General features: G+C 56.2%; 20 protein-coding genes. 12 read left to right on the top strand and 8 right to left on the bottom strand.

Annotation, left to right across the window (positions count from 1 at the left end; genetic code table 11):
- The first annotated feature begins 7 nt into the window (after positions 1–7).
- From sufC to AB2B48_RS06855, 5 genes are all read left to right on the top strand, one after another.
- Complete coding sequence (gene sufC / locus AB2B48_RS06875) at positions 8–754, top strand: Fe-S cluster assembly ATPase SufC (protein ID WP_185668657.1); 747 nt, start codon at positions 8–10, stop codon at positions 752–754.
- Positions 729–2,003, top strand: coding sequence for a Fe-S cluster assembly protein SufD (gene sufD / locus AB2B48_RS06870; protein WP_368301264.1), 1,275 nt, complete (start codon positions 729–731; stop codon positions 2,001–2,003). Before sufC ends, sufD begins: the two co-directional genes overlap by 26 nt.
- Positions 2,000–3,220, top strand: a complete 1,221-nt coding sequence (gene sufS / locus AB2B48_RS06865) for a cysteine desulfurase SufS (RefSeq protein ID WP_368301263.1) — start codon at positions 2,000–2,002, stop codon at positions 3,218–3,220. The genes sufD and sufS overlap by 4 nt, the downstream gene beginning before the upstream one ends.
- Before the next feature lie 12 nt (positions 3,221–3,232).
- A complete protein-coding gene (gene sufE / locus AB2B48_RS06860) occupies positions 3,233–3,649 on the top strand; it encodes a cysteine desulfuration protein SufE (RefSeq protein WP_368301261.1) in 417 nt (138 codons plus the stop codon).
- Positions 3,650–3,758: 109 nt separating this feature from the next.
- On the top strand, positions 3,759–4,775 hold the full coding sequence (locus AB2B48_RS06855; RefSeq protein ID WP_368301260.1) for a L,D-transpeptidase LdtE: 1,017 nt from the start codon (positions 3,759–3,761) through the stop codon (positions 4,773–4,775).
- 65 nt (positions 4,776–4,840) lie between these two features.
- On the opposite strand, the gene AB2B48_RS06850 is transcribed toward AB2B48_RS06855, so the two are convergent.
- Both AB2B48_RS06850 and pykF read right to left on the bottom strand, forming a co-directional pair.
- Positions 4,841–5,077: a major outer membrane lipoprotein gene (locus tag AB2B48_RS06850; protein WP_002908860.1), complete on the bottom strand. Its 237-nt coding sequence runs from the start codon at positions 5,075–5,077 to the stop codon at positions 4,841–4,843.
- A 311-nt stretch (positions 5,078–5,388) separates the two neighbouring features.
- The gene (gene pykF / locus AB2B48_RS06845; protein WP_185668662.1) at positions 5,389–6,801 is read right to left on the bottom strand and encodes a pyruvate kinase PykF; all 1,413 of its coding nucleotides are present in this window, start codon (positions 6,799–6,801) and stop codon (positions 5,389–5,391) included.
- 465 nt (positions 6,802–7,266) lie between these two features.
- Here pykF and fumD point away from each other — a divergent pair, with 465 nt between their 5' ends.
- Entirely contained in the window at positions 7,267–7,479 is a 213-nt protein-coding gene (gene fumD, locus AB2B48_RS06840) for a fumarate hydratase FumD (protein WP_185668663.1), read from the top strand.
- A gap of 23 nt (positions 7,480–7,502) precedes the next feature.
- On the opposite strand, the gene AB2B48_RS06835 is transcribed toward fumD, so the two are convergent.
- Positions 7,503–8,141 carry a TetR family transcriptional regulator gene (locus AB2B48_RS06835; protein ID WP_185668664.1) on the bottom strand — a complete coding sequence of 213 codons (639 nt, stop codon included), beginning with the start codon at positions 8,139–8,141 and terminating at the stop codon, positions 7,503–7,505.
- Positions 8,142–8,273: 132 nt separating this feature from the next.
- Between AB2B48_RS06835 and AB2B48_RS06830 the strand changes: the two genes are divergently transcribed.
- The 4 genes from AB2B48_RS06830 (at position 8,274) to AB2B48_RS06815 (ending at position 13,200) form a co-directional block, all read left to right on the top strand.
- Complete coding sequence (locus AB2B48_RS06830) at positions 8,274–10,124, top strand: bifunctional sugar phosphate isomerase/epimerase/4-hydroxyphenylpyruvate dioxygenase family protein (RefSeq protein ID WP_368301258.1); 1,851 nt, start codon at positions 8,274–8,276, stop codon at positions 10,122–10,124.
- 92 nt (positions 10,125–10,216) lie between these two features.
- Positions 10,217–11,566 carry an MFS transporter gene (locus tag AB2B48_RS06825; RefSeq protein WP_220439727.1) on the top strand — a complete coding sequence of 450 codons (1,350 nt, stop codon included), beginning with the start codon at positions 10,217–10,219 and terminating at the stop codon, positions 11,564–11,566.
- Positions 11,556–12,392, top strand: a complete 837-nt coding sequence (locus AB2B48_RS06820) for a shikimate dehydrogenase family protein (RefSeq protein ID WP_368301256.1) — start codon at positions 11,556–11,558, stop codon at positions 12,390–12,392. Before AB2B48_RS06825 ends, AB2B48_RS06820 begins: the two co-directional genes overlap by 11 nt.
- 67 nt (positions 12,393–12,459) lie before the next feature.
- Positions 12,460–13,200 (top strand): substrate-binding domain-containing protein, encoded by a 741-nt coding sequence (locus AB2B48_RS06815; RefSeq protein WP_368301254.1) that lies wholly within the window; start codon positions 12,460–12,462, stop codon positions 13,198–13,200.
- On the opposite strand, the gene AB2B48_RS06810 is transcribed toward AB2B48_RS06815, so the two are convergent.
- Genes AB2B48_RS06810 through AB2B48_RS06800 form a run of 3 tightly spaced genes read right to left on the bottom strand, consistent with a single transcriptional unit; the run spans position 13,184 to position 15,991 of the window.
- Positions 13,184–13,933, bottom strand: coding sequence for an ABC transporter ATP-binding protein (locus AB2B48_RS06810; protein WP_368301252.1), 750 nt, complete (start codon positions 13,931–13,933; stop codon positions 13,184–13,186). The genes AB2B48_RS06815 and AB2B48_RS06810 overlap by 17 nt on opposite strands.
- Positions 13,930–14,937, bottom strand: a complete 1,008-nt coding sequence (locus tag AB2B48_RS06805; protein WP_185668670.1) for a FecCD family ABC transporter permease — start codon at positions 14,935–14,937, stop codon at positions 13,930–13,932. The genes AB2B48_RS06810 and AB2B48_RS06805 overlap by 4 nt, the downstream gene beginning before the upstream one ends.
- The gene (locus AB2B48_RS06800) at positions 14,924–15,991 is read right to left on the bottom strand and encodes an ABC transporter substrate-binding protein (protein ID WP_368301251.1); all 1,068 of its coding nucleotides are present in this window, start codon (positions 15,989–15,991) and stop codon (positions 14,924–14,926) included. Before AB2B48_RS06800 ends, AB2B48_RS06805 begins: the two co-directional genes overlap by 14 nt.
- 1,126 nt (positions 15,992–17,117) lie before the next feature.
- On the opposite strand from AB2B48_RS06800, the gene AB2B48_RS06795 reads away from it, so the two are divergent.
- Positions 17,118–18,020 carry an alpha/beta hydrolase gene (locus AB2B48_RS06795; RefSeq protein ID WP_368301249.1) on the top strand — a complete coding sequence of 301 codons (903 nt, stop codon included), beginning with the start codon at positions 17,118–17,120 and terminating at the stop codon, positions 18,018–18,020.
- Between the two features lie 3 nt (positions 18,021–18,023).
- Here AB2B48_RS06795 and AB2B48_RS06790 read toward each other — a convergent pair whose 3' ends face one another.
- Positions 18,024–18,311: a putative quinol monooxygenase gene (locus AB2B48_RS06790; protein WP_220439732.1), complete on the bottom strand. Its 288-nt coding sequence runs from the start codon at positions 18,309–18,311 to the stop codon at positions 18,024–18,026.
- A gap of 1 nt (position 18,312) precedes the next feature.
- On the bottom strand, positions 18,313–19,320 hold the full coding sequence (locus tag AB2B48_RS06785; protein WP_368301247.1) for a zinc-binding alcohol dehydrogenase family protein: 1,008 nt from the start codon (positions 19,318–19,320) through the stop codon (positions 18,313–18,315).
- Positions 19,321–19,567: 247 nt separating this feature from the next.
- Here AB2B48_RS06785 and AB2B48_RS06780 point away from each other — a divergent pair, with 247 nt between their 5' ends.
- On the top strand, positions 19,568–20,434 hold the full coding sequence (locus AB2B48_RS06780) for an aldo/keto reductase family oxidoreductase (RefSeq protein ID WP_220439734.1): 867 nt from the start codon (positions 19,568–19,570) through the stop codon (positions 20,432–20,434).

Below are 20,434 nucleotides of genomic sequence, written 5' to 3'. Positions count from 1 at the left end.
AAACGGTATGTTGAATATCAACGAATTAGAAGTCTCGGTTGACGATAAAGCGATCCTGCGCGGCGTTAACCTGAACGTGCGTCCAGGTGAGGTGCACGCCATTATGGGGCCGAATGGCTCAGGGAAAAGTACGCTCTCCGCGACGCTGGCAGGCCGTGAGGATTACACCGTTACCGGCGGTTCGGTAACGTTTAAGGGCAACGACCTGCTGGCGCTGTCGCCGGAAGAGCGGGCCGGAGAGGGCATCTTTATGGCCTTCCAGTATCCGGTCGAGATCCCAGGGGTCAGCAACCAGTTCTTCCTGCAAACCGCGCTGAACTCGGTGCGCGCGCATCGCGGGCAGGAACCGCTGGATCGTTTTGACTTTCAGGATCTGATGGAAGAGAAAATTGATCTACTGAAGATGCCTGCGGATCTCCTGACCCGTTCGGTCAACGTCGGTTTCTCCGGCGGTGAGAAGAAGCGCAACGATATTCTACAGATGGCGGTGCTGGAGCCGGAGCTTTGTATTCTCGATGAAACGGACTCCGGGCTGGATATCGATGCCCTCAAAATAGTGGCCGACGGCGTGAACTCGCTGCGCGACGGTAAGCGGGCGTTTATCATCGTCACCCACTACCAGCGCATTCTGGATTACATCAAACCTGACGTGGTGCACGTGCTCTATCAAGGGCGCATTGTGAAATCCGGCGACTTCCGTCTGGTGAAACAACTGGAGGAGCAGGGCTATGGCTGGCTTAGCGAACAACAGTAGCGCGCTGCAACAGTGGCATGCGCTGTTCCAGTCGCGGGGCGGCAACGTGTCGCCTCAGGCGCATCAGCATCTCCAGCAGGTACAAAAGCTGGGGCTGCCGACGCGCAAAGATGAAGACTGGAAGTACACCTCGCTGGATAAACTGCTTGCCAGCACTTTCGTCGCTCCGGCGCTGCCAGCGCTGACCGTCGCAGAGCGCGATGCGCACGCGGTGGCGCTGGATGCCTACCGACTGGTGTTTGTTGACGGGCAGTTCGACGCCCGGTTGAGCGACGATTTATCGGCGAGCGGGTTTGAGGTGACGGTGGATAACCAACGTCAGTCGCTGCCGGATGCCGTGCACGGTGAAGTGTTCCTCCATCTGACCGAAGGGCTGGCAACCAGCGTGACCCATATTGCGGTGGCGCGTCATCAGCAGCCGGCAAAACCGCTGCTGCTGCTGCACATTACCCGTGGCCTTGACTCTGATGAGATGAACACCGTGCACTATCGTCACCATCTCCGTCTGGCTGAAGGGGCGCAGGCGACGGTGATTGAGCAGTACGTTAGCCTGAATGCGGCGCGCCATTTTACCGGTGCAAGGTTGACCGCAGAGGTGGCGGACAACGCCCAGCTTCAACATTTTAAACTGAACGGTGAGAATGCCCTGAGCTACCACTTCGCCCACAACGATTTGCGATTAGGGCGCGATGCCTCGGCCTTTAGCCACAGCTTCCTGCTAGGCGCGGCGGTCACCCGTCACCACACCTGCACACAGTTGAATGGCGAGAACAGCACTCTACGGGTTAACAGCCTGTCGATGCCGGTGGACAACGAAGTGTGCGATACCCGTACCTGGCTTGAACATAATCAGGGTTACTGCAACAGCCGCCAACTGCATAAAACTATTGTTAACGATAAGGGCCGGGCGGTGTTTAACGGTGTGATTACCGTGGCGCCGCACGCGATTAAAACCGACGGGCAGATGACCAACAACAACCTGCTGCTCGGTCGCCTGGCGGAAGTGGATACCAAGCCGCAGCTGGAAATCTACGCTGATGATGTCAAGTGCAGCCACGGTGCCACCGTGGGGCGTATCGACGATGAGCAGCTCTTTTACTTACGCTCACGCGGGATAGCGCAGGAGGAGGCGAAGAAAATCATCCTCTATGCGTTTGCCGCCGGGCTGACCGATGCCATTGCCCTGGAAGCGCTCAAGCAGCACGTGCTGGCGCGCATTGGGCTGCGTCTGGCAGGAGGTAAACAATGACTTTTTCCGTACAACAGGTTCGCGGTGATTTTCCGGTGCTGGCGCGTGAGGTTCACGGTCAGCCGCTGGTGTATCTCGATTCGGCCGCCAGCGCGCAAAAACCAGAGCAGGTGATCAACGCCGAAGCGACCTTTTATCGCCACGGCTATGCCGCCGTACACCGCGGGATCCATACGCTAAGCGCCGAAGCCACGCAGCGTATGGAAGATGTGCGTCAGAAAGTGGCGCACTTCCTCCATGCTGCCAGCGCCGAAGAGATCGTGTTTGTCCGCGGCACCACCGAGGCCATCAACCTGGTGGCGAATAGCTGGGGAAACAGCAACGTCAAGGCCGGTGACAATATCGTGATCACCGCCATGGAGCATCACGCCAATATCGTGCCCTGGCAGATGCTCTGTGCGCGCAGTGGGGCGGAACTGCGGGTGATTCCACTCACGCCTGACGGCACCCTGCAACTTGATGCCGTAGAGGCGCTGTTTGACGAACGTACCCGGCTGCTGGCCGTCACCCAGGTCTCTAACGTACTGGGCACGGTGAACCCGCTGCCAGCGCTGATCGCCCTGGCCCATCGCCACGGCGCGAAAGTGCTGGTGGACGGTGCGCAGGCGGTGATGCACCTGCCGGTGGACGTACAGACGCTGGACTGCGATTTCTATGCCTTCTCCGGTCATAAGCTCTATGGCCCGACCGGGATCGGTGCGCTGTACGTCAAAGCGGAAATCCTGCAGGAGATGCCACCGTGGGAAGGGGGCGGCTCAATGATCGCCACCGTCAGCCTGACCGAAGGCACCAGCTGGACCAAAGCGCCGTGGCGTTTTGAAGCGGGTACGCCCAACACCGGCGGCATTATTGGCCTCGGTGCGGCTCTGGACTATGTGAATGCGCTGGGCCTGACGGCGATCGACGAATACGAGCAGACCCTGATGCGCTATGCGCTGGACGCGCTGGCTACCGTACCTGATTTGCACCTATACGGCCCCGCTGAGCGCCGTGGGGTGATTGCCTTTAATCTCGGCAAGCATCACGCCTATGACGTGGGTAGTTTCCTCGATAACTACGGCATCGCCGTACGTACCGGCCACCACTGCGCCATGCCGCTGATGGCATTTTACCAGGTTCCCGCCATGTGCCGAGCCTCGCTGGCGATGTACAACACCGTTGAAGAGGTCGACAGACTGGTGGCAGGGTTACAGCGCATCAGGCGCTTATTGGGTTAACAGGGAGCGACAATGGCGGCTTTACCGGATAAAGACAAACTGCTGCGCAATTTCACGCGCTGCGCCAACTGGGAAGAGAAGTACCTCTATATCATCGAGCTGGGGCAGCGCCTGGCACCGTTAAGCACCGAACTGCACAGCCCTGAACACCTTATTCAGGGCTGCCAGAGCCAGGTGTGGATAGTCATGGGGCGCGATGAACAGGGCCGGATAACGCTTCAGGGTGATAGCGATGCAGCTATTGTTAAGGGCTTGATTGCCGTGGTGTTTATCCTCTACGATGGCATGACCGCCGCCGACGTTCAGGCTTTCGATGTTCGCCCCTGGTTTGAACAGCTGGCGCTGGCGCAGCATCTGACACCGTCGCGTTCCCAGGGGCTGGAGGCGATGATTCGGGCAATTCGTACACAAGCAGCAAGTTTTAGCTAATATCAAATAGACAGCTTTCATTCTGTTACGAAAGGCGGGCTTAAGCCCGCCACGCTGGTGGTTCAGCTTTCTGGCACGTTGTCAGTGAATATGAATAAGGAATCCAGATATGAAGCGCGCGTCCCTCTTAACACTCAGCATTTTAGGAGCCCTCAGCGCCATTTCCAGCGCCTGGGCCGTTGACTACCCATTACCCCCCGCCAATAGTCGTTTAATCGGCCAGAATCAAACCTACACCGTTCAGGACGGTGATAAGAACCTACAGGCCATCGCCCGGCGCTTTGATACGGCGGCGATGCTAATCCTCGAGGCCAACAATACCATCGCGCCGGTGCCAAGACCCGGTACCGTTGTGACTATCCCGTCGCAGATGCTATTGCCGGATGTGCCGCGTGAAGGGATTGTGGTGAACCTGGCTGAACTGCGCCTTTACTACTTCCCGCCGGGAGAGCAGAAGGTGCAGGTCTATCCTATTGGCATCGGTCTGCAAGGGCTGGAAACGCCGGAAATGACGACACGCGTGGGGCAGAAGATCCCGAACCCGACCTGGACGCCAACGGCGGGCATCCGCGCGCGTTCCCTGGAGCGTGGCGTCACGTTGCCCGCGGTGGTGCCTGCTGGGCCGGGTAACCCGCTGGGGCTCTTTGCGCTGCGTCTGGCGTACGGTAACGGCGAATATCTCATTCACGGCACTAACGCCCCGGACAGCGTCGGTCTGCGCGTCAGCTCGGGGTGTATTCGCATGAATGCGCCGGACATCAAAGCGCTGTTTGCTCAGGTACGCAGTGGAACGCCGGTCAGGGTGATTAACGAACCGGTGAAGTACGCCGTCGAGCCGGATGGCTCTCGTTATCTGGAAGTGCATCGCCCGCTATCGCAGAACGAAGCACAGGACACGCAAACCATGAAGATGACGTTATCCCCTGGCTTTAAGCAGTTCGTCCAGCAGGCGAGCGTAAGCGAAGACCAGGTGAAGAAAACGCTGTCGCGTCGTGCCGGTTATCCGGTGATTATCTCTACGGGGAAAGGAACGGCTTCTGCGGCTGAACCGGTGCTGTCGGTACAGAACAGTGCGCGGGGAGAAACGGTGGGAGCAGAAACGTCATCCGGTAAGGTGACGCAATAGAGCAGGGGAAAATCGCAGGCAAAAAAAATGGCGCACAATGTGCGCCATTTTTATTACCAGAACTCTTACTTACGGTAAGAGTGAGCCTGGTTGTCCAGACGCTGGTTAGCACGAGCTGCGTCGTCTTTAGCAGCCTGAACGTCGGAACGCATTGCGTTCACGTCGTTGCTCAGCTGGTCAACTTTAGCGTTCAGAGTCTGAACGTCAGAAGACAGCTGATCGATTTTAGCATTGCTGGAGCAACCTGCCAGCAGAGTAGAACCCAGGATTACCGCGCCCAGTACCAGTTTAGTACGATTCATTATAAATACCCTCTAGATTGAGTTAATCTCCATGTAGCGTTACAAGTATTACACAAACTTTTTTATATTGAGAATATTTTTTTATGCCTTTTCCCTTATTTTTGATCGTTCGCTCAAAGAACCATCGACTTTAGGATTTTGTGGCGAAAAAGTGTGTGAAAACAGGGAACTTCCATCGGATTCATCTTAGAAAAACCGAGTTTAAATAGTGACAGCCTATTTGATTTTTTATTGAGCTCAGTTATCTGAGTGTATAAAAAAAGCGCCCAGAGGGCGCTTTTTTAAGCAAACTATAATAAGTATGTGGATTATTACAGTACGTGCACGGATGCAGTGTTGGTGGTTCCGCTTGGAACCAGCGCACCAGAAACCATGACAACAACGTCACCTTTCTGAGCCAGACCGCTTTCCAGAGCCACTTCTTTACCCATACGGTAGAAATCATCGGTAGAGCTGATCTCTTTGACTACCTGAGCGATAACGCCTTTGCTCAGCACCAGCTGACGAGCAGTGGTTTCATTGGTGGTCAGCGCCAGAATGGTGGCATCCGGGAAGTATTTACGGATAGCACGTGCAGATTTACCGCCCTGGGTAGCAACCACGATCAGCGGTGCGTCCAGTTTTTCAGCAGTTTCAACGGCACCACGGCATACGGCTTCAGTGATACGCAGTTTGCGGCTGTCGTTGTTGAAGTCCAGACGGCTGGTCATCACGCGGTCAGTACGTTCGCAGATGGTAGCCATGATGGTTACCGCTTCCAGCGGGTACTTACCTTTAGCGGATTCGCCGGACAGCATCACTGCATCAGTACCGTCGAGGATGGCGTTGGCTACGTCGCCTGCTTCAGCGCGGGTAGGACGTGGGTTTTTGATCATGGAATCCAGCATCTGGGTCGCGGTGATAACGACTTTACGTGCACGGATACATTTTTCGATGATCATCTTCTGCGCGAAGATAACTTCTTCAACTGGGATCTCAACGCCCATATCGCCACGAGCAACCATGATGCCGTCAGACGCTTCGAGGATTTCGTCGAAGTTGTTCAGGCCTTCCTGGTTTTCGATTTTGGAGATGATCTGGATGTTTTCGCCGCCGTGCGCCTTCAGGTGCTCGCGGATTTCAACAACGTCAGAACGTTTACGGATAAAGGATGCCGCAACAAAGTCAACGCCTTGCTCGCAACCGAAGATCAGATCCTGTTTGTCTTTCTCAGCCAGTGCTGGCAGAGCGATAGAAACGCCTGGCAGGTTAACGCCTTTGTTTTCGCCCAGGTCACCGTTGTTCAGCACTTTACAGATAACCTTGTTACCTTCGATAGCGGTTACTTCCATACCGATCAGACCATCGTCTACCAGTACGGTGTTGCCCACGGTCAGGTCAGTGGTGAAGCCTTCGTAGGTCACAGCAACGATTTCGCTGTTACCTACAACGGATTTGTCGGTGGTGAAAGTGAAGGTCTGGCCCGCTTTCAGGGAAACGTCGTTACCGCCTTCCAGCTTGATGGTACGGATTTCTGGACCTTTGGTATCCAGCAGGATAGCTGCTTTCTTACCGGTTTTGCTCAGCACGTTGCGCAGGTTTTTGATGCGCTGACCGTGTTCAGCATAGTCGCCGTGGGAGAAGTTCAGACGCATGACGTTCATGCCAGCGTCAAGCATTTTGCCTAACATCTCTTCGGATTCAGTTTTCGGCCCGATGGTACAAACAATTTTGGTCTTTTTCATGACAGTCTTAGTCTTTAAGTTGAGATTGAGAAGGATTGGGATTTTGAATTCTCGCTCCATGCGCGCACGGCCACGGAGTCAAACCGGTATTACGAAAGTTGCTATGCCACGCCATAAGGATAGGTGACATAAAAAAAGCGTGCAGAGGAAAGTGTGCTAGAGGTTCAGCATAGTTAAATAGGCGATGTTTTAATCGTTTATTAATGCAGTCCAATGAGCTGAAACCATTCAAGAAAGAAACGCCGCAGATTATACGATGTTATGTTGCAAAAAGAAAATAAAAACACTGTTTCAAAATCAAAAGACGCTAATTAACAAAACAAAAACGAATTATTTCTAAAAATGTAACAGCGAAGATGCGCAACAAACTGCGGAAAGCCGCGCGGTAGCCGTTGCTGATTTGCTTTATCTACTAATAGAATCAATAATAATTTGATTCTTAATGGAAATTAGCGAGCGTAAACGATGGGAAATCAGGCGAAAGACGACGTTTTATATCAGGAAATGTGCCGCGTGGTGGGCAAGGTAGTGCTGGAAATGCGCGATTTAGGGCAGGAGCCAAAGCATATTGTGATTGCTGGCGTGGTGCGTACGGCGTTGGCTAATAACAAAATTCAGCGCTCCGAGCTGACGCGCGAAGCGATGCAAAAGGTGGTGACTGCGCTTTCAGGGCAGTGATAACACCTTGAAATAAATAATGATCAGGCGATAACGAAACGCAGAATAGCTTTGACGGCCAGTTCGCTGTGATGGGAAATCAGCGCGTCATCATCGATGTCTGGAAGCGGACCGTCCAGATAGAGGCTGTTAAAGCTATAAAAGTTGGAAACCTGATAAAAGCTGAAGCTGCTGATAAGACGGTGCACGTCGCGGGCTTCAAGCGCAGGCTGAAAAATCCCCTGCGCCTGCCCGCGATGAAGAATGTGTTCCAGCAACGAAAGGGCGCTTTTATTGAGTCGTTTCAGGTCGCCTGACGCCAGCAACCATTTCCCACGCTGCATGTTCTCCATACAGATAATCCGCATAAAATCCGCATGTTCGGCGTGGTAGCGCACGCTCCACTTCACCAGTTGCACCAGTGCTTCTACCGGCGGCTGATTCTCCAGACCGAGTTGCTGTTCCGTTTCACGGATCCGCGAATAGACATACTGAAGAACCGACTGGTACAGCTGCTCTTTCGTTTTGAAGTAGTAAACCACCATACGTTTTGTGGTCTGCGCTTCCCCGGCAATCTGTTCCATTCTGGCTCCCGCCAGCCCATGTTCGGCAAACACGGCAATGGCCGCGTTGAAAATACGGTTCTTCAGCGACTGGGCTTCGTCTTGAGTAATGGCGGACATAACAACTCCTGTTAACTTTTCCAAGGGAACAAAAAATACACACAATGATCACAATTTAGCAACCAAATATGGCGCTGGTGAACCAAATGATTCATATTCATCCCACCGTTACCGCATGAGCCTGGTGAAACTATGTTGCGTTCTATTGCTACCGTGTCTATTTCTGGAACCCTGCCTGAAAAGCTGAGCGCAATTGCGGCGGCAGGCTATCAGGGCGTTGAGATCTTCGAAAATGATTTGCTCTATTATACCGGCACGCCTGCGGATGTCCGTAGCATGGCCGACGATCTGGGGCTTAAAATCACCTTATTTCAGCCGTTTCGCGATTTTGAAGGCGGCACCCGTGCGCAGTTTGCCGCCAACCTTGAGCGGGCTAAGCGTAAATTTGCGCTGATGCACGAACTGGGCTGCGACACGCTATTGCTTTGCAGTAACGTTCAGGCGGACTGTTCTGCCGATATTGACCTCCAGATTGCCGATCTCCGCGCATTGGCGACGCTCGCCGAGCAGGAAAATATCCGCATTGGCTATGAAGCGTTAGCCTGGGGAACGCACGTCAATCGCTGGTACCAGGCGTGGGAAAGGGTGAAAGCGGTAGATAGCCCGGCGCTGGGTATTGTGCTCGACAGCTTCCACATTCTGTCGCTCGGTGACGATCTCAGCCGCCTGCACGAAGTCCCGGTCGATAAAATTACCTTCCTGCAACTGGCCGATGCGCCGTTGATGAAAATGGACGTGCTCGAATGGAGCCGCCATTTCCGCTGCTTCCCCGGCCAGGGGGAACTGCCGCTGGTGGAGTTTACGCGTGAACTCACGCGTGTGGGCTACCGCGGGCCGTGGTCGCTGGAGATCTTTAACGACGGCTTCCGCGCCTCACCGAATGGCGCAACGGCCAAAGATGGCTATCGCTCACTGCTGTGGCTGGAAGAGCAGACGCACCGTGCGCTGGGCCGCACTGATGCCGACCTGTTCCAGACCGCGAATTTACCCACCTATCAAGGCACCGAGTTTATTGAGTTTGCCGCCAGCCCTGCAGAGGCCAAAAAGCTGAGTGCCATGCTCAGTGGCATGGGCTTCACGCTTGCCGGCACGCACCGTTCAAAACAGGTAGCGCTGTGGAGTAACGGCGGGGCGCGGGTGATTATTAACTATCAGCCGCACAGCTGGGCCGATCACTTCTACCAACGTCACGGTGTGTCACTGTGCGCAATGGCGCTGCGGGTTAGCGAAAGCGCGCCGATTGTGGCGCGGGCAAAAGCCTATGGCTACGCCACCTGGCAGGGCGAGGTGGGGCCGAATGAGAGCACGATACCCGCGGTTTGCGCACCCGACGGCAGTCTCATCTATCTGGTGGAGGGCAATCAGGATATCTATAGCCAGGATTTTAACCTCACCGCGACGGCAAACGGCGGGGCGCTGCTGGGCATTGATCATCTGGCACTAGGGATGGAAGCCGACAGCCGTGATAACTGGGTAATGTTCTGTCGGGCAGTACTCGGCTTTACGCTGGAGCATGAACAGACGATGCCCGACCCGTACGGCCTGGTGCGCAGCCTGGCGGTACAAAGCCCGCAGGGCAACATTCGGCTGGCGCTGAACATCTCGCAAAGCCGGGCCACTCAGATTGCGCGTTCCGTTGCCTGCTATCAGGGCGCGGGGCTTCAGCATGCGGCGTTTGCCTGCCAGGATCTCCCGGGATTACTGGATAAGCAACCGCTGGCGGACTCGCTCTCCTTGCCGGTACCGGCAAACTACTATGACGATCTGCTGGCCCGTTTTGGCGGCCCGGAGCAGGTTGCCCTTATGCAGCGTCAACAAATTCTCTACGACCGTGATGCTGCTGGCGGTGAGTTCTTACATCGCTACACCTGGCCCTTCAGCGAAGGACGCTTCTTCTTTGAATTAACCGAAAGACGCCACGGCTATACGCAGTATGGCGCGGTCAATGCCGCCGTTCGGCTTTCGGCTATGCAGTACCGTTAGCGCACTGGAATGAACCACCCGGTACGCCAACGTCACAGGACAGACCATAACTATAAACACGCATCTGCACTCGACAACGACAGGTAACGACTATGAATTCACTCGGCCATAATCGCGTGGCTACCGCTGAGGCGGTTAACGCGGTCCCCCGTACCCGGCGACGCATCGGTATTCTGGCGCTGCTGGCCGTCGGAACAATGATTAACTATCTCGACCGCACCGTGCTCGGCATTGCCGCACCGCAACTCACCCAGGAACTGGGTATCGGCGCGGCGGTGATGGGGATCGTCTTCTCCGCCTTCGCCTGGACCTACGCGCTGGCGCAGATCCCCGGCGGCATGTTCCTCGACCGCTTTGGCAACAAAGTGACCTATTTTCTGGCGCTGGGATTCTGGTCGCTGTTCACGCTGTTCCACGGGTTTGCCGTGGGGCTGAAATCGTTGCTGCTGTGTCGTTTTGGCCTTGGCATCAGCGAAGCGCCGTGCTTCCCGGTGAACAGCCGAGTGGTTAGTGCCTGGTTTCCTCAGCACGAGCGCGCCAAGGCAACGGCGGTCTACACCGTCGGGGAATATCTTGGCCTGGCCTGCTTTGCGCCGCTGCTGTTCTGGATTATGGACGGCTTCGGCTGGCGTACGCTGTTTATCACCGTCGGTGTGGTCGGCATCCTGTTCGCGCTGGTCTGGTGGCGCCATTATCGTGAGCCGCATGAAGATGTGCGCCTTAGCGAGCAGGAACGCGACTACATCAGCGCAGGCGGCGGCATGACGACCGGGGCCGAACAGCGCAAAGCCTTTAGCTGGCCGTTGGTGCGCCAGTTGTTGCGCAAACGCCAGATTGTTGGTGCCAGTATCGGTCAGTTCGCGGGTAACACCGTGCTGGTCTTCTTCCTCACCTGGTTCCCTACCTACCTGGCGACTGAACGCCATATGCCGTGGATCAAAGTAGGCTTCTTCGCCATTATGCCGTTCCTGGCGGCAGCGGGTGGTGTGATGTTCGGCGGCTGGGTGTCTGACAAACTGCTGAAAGCGACCGGTAACGCTAACCTGGGGCGTAAATTACCCATCATTGCCGGGCTATTGATGGCAAGCTGCATCATCAGCGCCAACTGGCTTACCAGTGACACGGCGGTCATTATGGTGATGTCCTTTGCCTTCTTTGGTCAGGGAATGGTCGGCCTGGGCTGGACGTTAATTTCCGATATGGCGCCAAAAGGGCTAGGTGGCTTGACCGGCGGGCTGTTCAATTTCTGCGCCAATCTGGCGGGGATCCTCACGCCGCTGGTGATCGGCTTTATCGTCGCCGCGTTCGGCAACTTCTTCTACGCGCTGTTCTATATCGGCGGTGCGGCGCTACTCGGCGTGGTGGCTTATCTGTTTATCCTTGGCGACGTGAAACGCATTGAGCTGGATCTGCCGGAGCAGGAGAGCACTCATGCAAATTAGTGGGCATACGCGGTTAATTGCTCATTTGGGGTACCCGACCGAAAGTTTTAAAGCACCGATGATCTACAACCCCTGGTTTGAAAACCAGGGGGTCGATGTCAAAGTGGTACCGATGGGCGTGAAGCCGGAAGATTATGCGGCGCTGATTCCGTCAATCTTCACTCTGACCAATATTGCCGGCGCGCTGGTGACTATGCCGCATAAAGTCGCCACCTGCGAACTGGTGACCAGGATGAGCCCAACCGCGCAAATCGCCGGGGCCTGTAATGCGATTCGCCGGGAGGCAGATGGCACGCTCACCGGCGATATGTTTGACGGCGATGGTTTTGTCCGTGGCATCCAGCGCAAAGGCTTTCGCACTGTTGGTGCACGTGCGCTGGTCACCGGCTGCGGCGGCGTGGGGTCGGCGATTGCCGCCTCGCTTGCTGCCGCAGGCGTCAGCGCGTTAACGCTGTTCGACGCCCGGGAAAACACGGCGAATGCGCTTGCGGCTCGGCTGCAGGCGCACTATCCGCAACTGCGACTGACGGTGATGTCTTGCGACCCGGCTGAGCACGACCTGGTGGTGAACGCGACGCCGCTCGGTATGTCGCCCGGCGATCCGTTACCGGTTGAGATATCGCGGGTAGCTCCCGGTACGTTTATCGGTGAAGTGGTGATGAAGCAGGAGTACACGCCATTTTTACAAGCGGCGATGGAACGTGGTTGCCCGGTGCAGCGCGGTACCGACATGCTGTTTGAGATGATCCCGGCCTATCTGGATTTCTTCCATTTACCGGTGGCTACACCGGAACAGCTGCAGGCGCTGGCGGACATTCGTTACTAAAGCGCTGGTCAGCGTCGTAATAGCCTGGGTAACATAACGCTTATGTCCAGGCTTTTACGTGCTTACTATGAACACCACACTCATTTTGCTGGCGGCGGGCAGCCTCCGCCGCGCTTTTATTCCGCTTCAGTCTCTCTTTACCGCTCAAACCGGGATACCCGTTGAACTTGTTTTCGGACCTGCCGGGCTACTGCGTGAGCGCATCGAGGGCGGGGCGACGTGCTCGCTCTTTGCTTCCGCTAACCGACAGCACCCGCAAACGCTCTGCGATAGCGGGCGGGCGCACGGCCTGCAGCTATTTGCGCGCAATTCGCTAACTCTGACGGTCAGAAATACCCCGAAAACGGCAGATAAAAGTTGGCTCGAACTGTTGAGCGACCCGTCGCTGCGTCTTGGTACATCAACGCCGCTGTGCGATCCGTCGGGAGATTACACCTGGCAGCTATTTGAACAGCTTGAAGCGGGCTTTCCTGGGCTCGGCGAATCGCTGAAACAGCGGGCAATGCCGCTAGTCGGTGGGCGCGATTCATTGACGGTGCCCGCGGGTGAAATGGCGAGCAGTTGGCTGATTCGCGAAGGGTTAGCCGATCTGTTTATCGGCTACGCGCACTACGCAACGGCGCTGCAAGGCGAGCAGGATGTGCGCAGCGTGGTTATTCCGGCGGAGTGGAATATTCGCTGCGATTACTATATGTCCATGCTGGACGATAGCGCCGCCGCGCGGCAGTTCTACCAGTTTATCCTTGCGGACGAAGGGCAGCGCTGCCTGCGCGATGCGGGCTTTATGTTGGCTAGCGACGCAGAGTAAACAGTGGCGTGACCACGGCGGCAGGATAATCCTCAAGCTGTAGCTTGCGAACTTTGACGCCGTACGCCTGCTGTAGGTTCTGTTCCTGCACAATTTCGTCGGTAGGCCCCGCCAGCCACTGACGGTTGGGCAACAGCAGCAGCGTATGGCTGGCGACCTGCAGCGCATGCGTGGGGTCGTGGGTGGTGAACATCACCGTACGCGACTGCGCGTGGGCCAGATCGCTAATCAGCTGTAGCACCGTTTGTTGATTTCCCAAATCCAGCGCCGAGCAGGGTTCATCCAACAGAATGTTCTGGCTGGCGCTGACCAGCGCACGGGCAATCATCACCAACTGCTGTTGGCCGCCAGACAGGTTGCTGAACAGCGCGTCGGCAAGCGCGGTGATATTTAACAGCGCCAGCGCTGCCATCACCTGCTGTTCATCTTCTTCCTGTGGCTGCGAGAAGAGGGCGATATGCCGCGCGCGGCCCATCAACACTACTTCCCGTACACGCCAGGCAAAGGCCGGGCGGAACGACTGTGGAACGATGCCCACGCCGCCGGTCACGGTAATATCACCTGCGATGGTCGGCAACACGCCGGTAATGGTGTCCAACAGAGTACTTTTTCCGCGCCCGTTTGCTCCGAGAATGGCCCAGACTTCACCCGGTTGACAGTGCAGGCTGAGTGGCGCAAACAGCGGCATTTTGTGGCCATACTCGAGCCGGGAAAGGGAAAGCGTTGGGGTCATTTGAGCATTCCTTTTCGGCTTGCGCGTACCAGCATAACGGTGAACAGCGGGGCACCTACCAGCGCGGTGATGATCCCAATCGGGATTTCGGCGGCGGTCAGCGTGCGGGCGAGGTCATCCACCAGAATCATAAAGCTCGCCCCCATCCAGAATGCGCAGGGCAGCAGGCGGCGATGATCGGCGCCGGAAAGCATCCGCGCCAGATGCGGGATCACCAACCCCACCCAGGCGATGCTGCCGCTTACCGCCACCTGTGCCGCTACCAGCAGCGCGCAGCACAGCAGCACACCCCGGCGCAGCGCGGTAACGCGCACGCCAAGAGCCCGGGCGTCTTTATCATCCAGCGACAGTAAATTGATACGCCAGCGCAGCTTGTAGAGCACCAGCGCCGCCACGGCGACCGGGATCGACAGCAGCAGCACTTTAGTCCAGTTGGCGGTGGCAAAACTGCCCAGCAACCAGAACACAATATTAGGCAGCACCTCTTCGGTATCGGCCATGTACTGCATCAGGCTCACCAGCGCGGCAAAGAAACCGCTGAGAATAATCCCGGCGAGAATCAGCACCAGCGTGCTCTCTCTTCCCTGAAGCGCGGCGAGCAGGTAGACCAGCGTCAGCGCCAGCAGGCCGAAGAAGAAGGTAGAGCCCATCATCATTGGCATGCTGAAGCCCAGCAGAATCGCCAGCGTGCCACCGAAGGCGGAGCCGGAGGTCACGCCGATAATATGCGGGTCGACCAGCGGGTTCTGGAACACGCCCTGTAACGTCGCGCCGCACAAACCCAGCGCGCCGCCTGCCAATAGGGCCATCAGAATACGAGGAAGGCGTACGGACCAGACAATTTGGTGGGCAATATCGGCATCGCTGTGCGGATGCATGAGTTGGTTCAGTACATCGCCAATCGATAGACCATACTGCCCAAAACAAAGTGAGACCACGGCAACCACCAGGGTGAGCAACATCAGCCCACCCTGTACCGTTTTTGGATGACTACTGATGTGCATTAGCCTGCCAGTCAGTACGGTAGAAACGATGGTAGTAATCCTGCGCCTGTGCATCGACATCGACGTTTTTATAGCGTTCCGGGTAGAGCTTTTTCGCCATCCACAGTTCGCCGATTGCCAGTGCTTCAGGCATCGGGTAGCCCCACGCTTTAGCGTATTCCGGCATTAACCAGACGCGATGATTTTTGACCGCATCAATGCCTTGCCACTGCGGATCGGCGGTGATTTGTTTCACCACCTCAGGGTAACGATCCTGGACGAAAATCACCTGCGGGTTCCACTGCAATACCTGCTCAAGCGAGACTTGACGCGCGCCTTTGACCGTTGCTGCCGCCACGTTCATCGCGCCCGCATGTTGCATCATCAGGCCGGTATATTTACCGGAACCGTAGGTGTTGAGATCCGGGTTCGCCATATAGACACGCACTTTCTCCGCCTGCGGAATATTGGCGACCGGGGCGTTGAATTTCGCACGAGCGCTGAAGGTGTAGTCGATAAGCTGGTTAGCTTCTGTTTTGCGGTTGACCACTTCGCCAATCAGACGAATACCCTGCTTGAGCCCTTCGTTGTAGGCGTGCTCTTCATCCGCCATCGTCGGGTTCATCTTATTCTTCTCACCAACAGCATCTTCGCGCAGAGAAATGGCCACAACCGGGATACCCGCGTTAGTGATCTGCTGAATCATCGCTTCTGGCGCGTAGTTGGCGATAAACACCACCTGCGGGTGCAGCGCCAGCAGGCTTTCGATATTGACCTGGGTCAGGTCACCCGGCATCGGCAGTTTCTCAATGCCGGGCATAAAGCGGGCAAACTCAGGACCGAGCTGTTTTTTCCAGCTGCTCAGCACGCCGACGATATCGTCAGAGGCGTTGAGTTGGACTAACAGGTTAAGCGTCTGGTGCTGGAGAACCACCACGCGGTTAACGGTATCGGGAAGGGTCACCTGACGACCAAGCTGATCGGTTACGGTGCGATCGGCCAGCGCAGGGGTGGCAGCCACCAGGCTAGCGCAGGCCAGCGTCAGGCCAAGGAGTAAACGTTGTAATATCGACATGGGTCACTCAGTAAGGAGGGGAATTAAACGATGTGTATTTGATTATATAACGTTGGAAAATGCAAACCATCCGAGAATATTACCCCTAAATATCTGCGGCCAATGCTCCGCATAACAAACCCTTAACGAAAAAGGCCACCAGGTTTTACCCCAGTGACCCGGTTCGGGCGCATGCCGTCATTGCGATGAGGCATCACGCTCCTGTCAGGTTAGAGGTTGAAGAAATGACAAATCAGCGTGACCACGATAGGCCCAACCACTGATGTCACAACCGCAATCACTAACGCTTCCCTGAACGTCATATAACCGCCTGTGTTGCAATGGCAACCGTACGCGGCTATCCTTGAGTCGTTGAGGTTCAAGAATGGCCCTCGTTACGTTGCCAGGTTATACCAAACAACGTGCGGGGGTTTTCTCTTTCCAGCAACAGGTGCCGCCGGGGATAAAGTCCCCGCAACATTGCGCCTCCCCCGAATGCTCGGGAGTGCTGAGATCCTATAGCAGGCGCTCAGGCGCTAGCAATCAAAATGGCTGTGTTTTTATCCAGTCATTCGCTTTTCAGAATTTAGCCCGATCAAAACGAAAAAGGCCGCAGAGTTGCCTCCGCGGCCTGGTTCGGGCGCATGCCGTCATTGCGATGAGGCATCACGCTCCTGTCAGGTTAGAGGTTGAAGAAATGACAAATCAGCGTGACCACGATAGGCCCAATCACTGATGTCACAACCGCAATCACTAACGCTTCCCTGAACGTCATATAACCGCCTGTGTTGCAATGGCAACCGTACGCGGCTATCCTTGAACTGCTTAGGATCAAGAATGGCCCTCGTTACGTTGCCAGGTTATACCAAACAACGTGCGGGGGTTTTCTCTTTCCAGCAACAGGTGCCGCCGGGGATAAAGTCCCCGCAACATTGCGCCTCCCCCGAATGCTCGGGAGTGCTGAGATCCTATAGCAGGCATTCAGGCGCTAGCAATCAAAATGGCTGTGTTTTTATCCAGCTATACGCTTTTCGGAATTTAGCCCGTTCAAGGCGAGATATCCCTGTAATCATTGGTCATAAATCCTCCATTCTTCATCCTTTCTTTTCTGCTTAACTGTAGATTCCGTACTTACTGGGTCGCACTTATGCACCGCCGCCATTTTCTGTTGGGTATCACCGCTACGCTATTTTCAGCCCGATACGGTTTCTCATCGGCCTTTTCTGCGTCATGGCAGCAACAGACGATACCGCTCTGGCCCGCTACGCCGCCCGGTGGTGGCGGGCCGATAGGGCCGATGCGGGTAAGCCAAAAAGGGGCGCAAAGCCAGGTAGTCACGCCATCGCTTACGGTACTGACACCCACCGCACCTAACGGCCACGGCGTATTGATTGCCGCCGGGGGAGGCTATCAGCGAATTGAGATGGCGATGGAAGGTTGGCCCGCGGCCCGCTGGCTGGTTGCCCGAGGCTATACCGCGTACCTGTTGAGCTATCGGTTACCGGGTGAGGGCTGGAACGATGGCAATCTGGTGGCGCTGCAGGACGCTCAGCGGGCGCTGCGGATCGTAGCGCAACGGGAAAAGCAGGTGAGCGCGCTGGGGTTCTCCGCCGGAGGGCATCTGCTGGGGATGGCCGCGACACGGCCGGAATATCATAGCTACCCGGCGCAGGATGCGCTGGATGAACGACCTGCAAGCGTAAGCCGCGCGGCGCTGATTTATCCCGTTATTACACTTGAGAAACCCTATACCCATACCGCAACGCATAAAATACTGGTGGGGAAATTGGCGACGAAAAGCGAAGAGGCGGCGTGGTCGGTGCAACAATACGTTACGCCGCGTACGCCGCCAATGTTTCTAGTACAGGCTGAGGACGATCCGGTGTCCGATCCGCATAACACACTTATTATGCAGGTAGCCTGTCTGCGCGATCGGGTGCCGGTAACGATGTACCGTTATCCGACCGGCGGACATGGCTTCGCGTTAGGCAGGCCCGGGACGAAAACCGTCGAATGGCCTGCCCATTATGAAAAATGGCTACAGGAGTAGGGCTTACTCGATGGGCGTGAGATAGTCCAGCCGCAGCGGCTCGGCTAACAGGCTGTCCATCTGCCCGATAAAGTTCTGGAAATGTGGGAGGGACACGTGGGTCTCCAGCGCAGCCTGGTCATCCCAGGACTCGCGGACATAAAAGGTGTCCGGCTCATCGCGCAACTGAAACAGCGCGTAGTCATGGTTTCCCGGCTCCTGACGCGTCGGAGCCAGTAGCGCTTTTAGCGCCTCGCTTAACGCTTCCCGTTTTCCCGCTTTCGCCTTCAGTACGGCAATAATTGAAATCATTTTAAAATCCCTCCAGCACAATTTTACCCACCGCCCGGCCGGTTTCGAGCTGGGCGTGCGCTTTGCGCAGGTTTTCCGCGGTGATGGCACCGTAATGCTCGCCAAGCGTCGTGGTGATAGTTTTCTGATCGATAAGTGTGGCTATTTCCGTCAGCAATTGATGCTGCGCAATGATGTCCTGGGTCTCAAACATGGAGCGGGTAAACATAAACTCCCAATGCAGCGAGATACTTTTCAGCTTTAATGGGCGTGCATCGAGGCTCTCTGGATCGTCAATGAGTGCCAGCTTCCCCTGCGGCGCCAGGGCAGCAATCAGCTCAAGGTAGTGCTCATCGGTATTGTTGAGGCTGGCAACATGCGTCACGGCTGGAATACCAATGCGGGCCAGTTCCTGAGTCAGCGGCTGGCGGTGGTCGATCACGTGATGTGCACCGGCATTGCACACCCACTGCTGGCTTTCAGGGCGTGAAGCGGTGCCGATCACGGTCATTCTGGTGAGCTTGCTTGCCAGTTGCGTCAGGATGGAACCTACGCCGCCCGCCGCACCGACGATAAGCAAGGTATCGCCTTCGTTCCCCCCACGGGTAACGCCAAGGCGGTCAAACAGCAACTCCCAGGCGGTAATCGCCGTTAACGGCAGCGCCGCGGCAGAGGCGTTATCCAGCGTGCGCGGTTTCAGCGCCACAATACGTTCATCGACCAATTGGAACTCGCTGTTGCTGCCTGGGCGTCCCAGGGCACCGGCGTACCAGACTTCATCGCCAGGAGCGAAGAGCGTCACCTGCGGGCCCACCGCTTTGACGACGCCAACGGCATCCCATCCCAGCACGCGCGGCGTATCTCCGCTAAACCCGGCGCGAACCTTGGTGTCCACCGGGTTCACGGAAATGGCTTTGACTTCGACCAGCAGATCGTGGCCTGTCGCCTCAGGAATCGGCAGTTCAATCTCGCTGAGAAAAGGAATGTTGCTGCCTTCGCTGGCAGCGCGGGTAATGGCGAATGCTTTCATGTAATTTCTCCGGGTATCAATGGGAATAGCCGAATAGTAGAAGCATGTCGCCGTGGGAAAAATAGCGTGCTGGCGATAAGTGTTATTCGCAAATCGCGAAAATCCCTATAAAAAATATGTCCAGCTCCGGAGAAGGACGTGGGCTGGGTCACTTTTTTGCGTTTATGGCATGAAAAGCACAGTGGCAACCTAAAAAGCGTTCCTATACTGACGGTCACATTCATCATGATGTTACAGGCAGGACGTTATGACCCGTTACACTACGTTTTCCCTTGGTTCTCAATTCGTTAATCGCCTCGGCTACGGGGCGATGCAGCTGGCAGGCCCAGGCGTATTTGGTCCGCCAAAAGATAGACATGCCGCGATTTCCGTGCTGCGCGAAGCGCTGGCGCTCGGTGTGAATCACATCGATACCAGCGATTTTTACGGCCCGCACATCACCAATCAGATTATCCGCGAAGCGCTGCATCCTTATGCTGACGACCTGGTGATTGTGACGAAAATTGGCGCGCGTCGTGATGACAAGGGCGCCTGGCTGCCGGCGTTTTCCGCCGAGGAGTTAAAGCAGGCGGTGCACGACAATCTACGTAACCTCGGCCTCGATGTGCTGGATGTGGTCAATATGCGCGTGATGATCGGCGACGGTCATGCGCCACGCGAAGGGTCTATTGAAGCCAGCGTTAGCGTGCTGGCCGAACTGCAGCAGCAGGGGCTTATCAAACATATTGGGGTGAGCAACGTGACGCCGACGCAGGTGGCGGAAGCGCGCAAGCTCGCTAACATTGTCTGCGTGCAGAACGAGTACAATATTGCGCACCGTCGCGATGACGAACTGATCGATACACTGGCGCGTGACGGTATCGCCTATGTGCCGTATTTCCCGCTGGGCGGATTCTCGCCGCTGCAATCCTCCGCGCTGAACGAGGTCGCAAGCTCGCTAAATGCAACTCCGATGCAGGTGGCGCTGGCCTGGTTGCTGCACCGTTCACCCAATATTCTGCTGATCCCCGGTACGTCATCGGTGACGCATCTGCAGGAAAACATGGCGGCGGGGCAGTTGACCTTACCTGAGCACGCGCTGGCGACGCTCGACGGCATCGCGGCTCGCGTATAA

The sequence above is a fragment of the Kluyvera sichuanensis genome, assembly GCF_040930405.1.
In the GTDB taxonomy this organism is placed as follows: domain Bacteria; phylum Pseudomonadota; class Gammaproteobacteria; order Enterobacterales; family Enterobacteriaceae; genus Kluyvera; species Kluyvera sichuanensis.
This window is presented reverse-complemented; position numbering and strand designations above follow the sequence as displayed.

Excerpts from the sequence above, each read along its gene's own strand:
- AB2B48_RS06790 (WP_220439732.1), bottom strand. The coding sequence starts at position 18,311 with ATGATTTCAATTATTGCCGTACTGAAGGCGAAAGCGGGAAAACGGGAA.
- AB2B48_RS06805 (WP_185668670.1), bottom strand. The coding sequence starts at position 14,937 with ATGCACATCAGTAGTCATCCAAAAACGGTACAGGGTGGGCTGATGTTG.
- AB2B48_RS06800 (WP_368301251.1), bottom strand. The coding sequence starts at position 15,991 with ATGTCGATATTACAACGTTTACTCCTTGGCCTGACGCTGGCCTGCGCT.
- AB2B48_RS06810 (WP_368301252.1), bottom strand. The coding sequence starts at position 13,933 with ATGACCCCAACGCTTTCCCTTTCCCGGCTCGAGTATGGCCACAAAATG.
- AB2B48_RS06815 (WP_368301254.1), top strand. The coding sequence starts at position 12,460 with ATGAACACCACACTCATTTTGCTGGCGGCGGGCAGCCTCCGCCGCGCT.
- AB2B48_RS06785 (WP_368301247.1), bottom strand. The coding sequence starts at position 19,320 with ATGAAAGCATTCGCCATTACCCGCGCTGCCAGCGAAGGCAGCAACATT.
- sufC (WP_185668657.1), top strand. The coding sequence starts at position 8 with ATGTTGAATATCAACGAATTAGAAGTCTCGGTTGACGATAAAGCGATC.
- pykF (WP_185668662.1), bottom strand. The coding sequence starts at position 6,801 with ATGAAAAAGACCAAAATTGTTTGTACCATCGGGCCGAAAACTGAATCC.
- sufD (WP_368301264.1), top strand. The coding sequence starts at position 729 with ATGGCTGGCTTAGCGAACAACAGTAGCGCGCTGCAACAGTGGCATGCG.
- AB2B48_RS06825 (WP_220439727.1), top strand. The coding sequence starts at position 10,217 with ATGAATTCACTCGGCCATAATCGCGTGGCTACCGCTGAGGCGGTTAAC.
- AB2B48_RS06820 (WP_368301256.1), top strand. The coding sequence starts at position 11,556 with ATGCAAATTAGTGGGCATACGCGGTTAATTGCTCATTTGGGGTACCCG.
- AB2B48_RS06855 (WP_368301260.1), top strand. The coding sequence starts at position 3,759 with ATGAAGCGCGCGTCCCTCTTAACACTCAGCATTTTAGGAGCCCTCAGC.
- AB2B48_RS06830 (WP_368301258.1), top strand. The coding sequence starts at position 8,274 with ATGTTGCGTTCTATTGCTACCGTGTCTATTTCTGGAACCCTGCCTGAA.
- AB2B48_RS06795 (WP_368301249.1), top strand. The coding sequence starts at position 17,118 with ATGCACCGCCGCCATTTTCTGTTGGGTATCACCGCTACGCTATTTTCA.
- sufS (WP_368301263.1), top strand. The coding sequence starts at position 2,000 with ATGACTTTTTCCGTACAACAGGTTCGCGGTGATTTTCCGGTGCTGGCG.
- AB2B48_RS06780 (WP_220439734.1), top strand. The coding sequence starts at position 19,568 with ATGACCCGTTACACTACGTTTTCCCTTGGTTCTCAATTCGTTAATCGC.
- AB2B48_RS06850 (WP_002908860.1), bottom strand. The coding sequence starts at position 5,077 with ATGAATCGTACTAAACTGGTACTGGGCGCGGTAATCCTGGGTTCTACT.
- sufE (WP_368301261.1), top strand. The coding sequence starts at position 3,233 with ATGGCGGCTTTACCGGATAAAGACAAACTGCTGCGCAATTTCACGCGC.
- fumD (WP_185668663.1), top strand. The coding sequence starts at position 7,267 with ATGGGAAATCAGGCGAAAGACGACGTTTTATATCAGGAAATGTGCCGC.
- AB2B48_RS06835 (WP_185668664.1), bottom strand. The coding sequence starts at position 8,141 with ATGTCCGCCATTACTCAAGACGAAGCCCAGTCGCTGAAGAACCGTATT.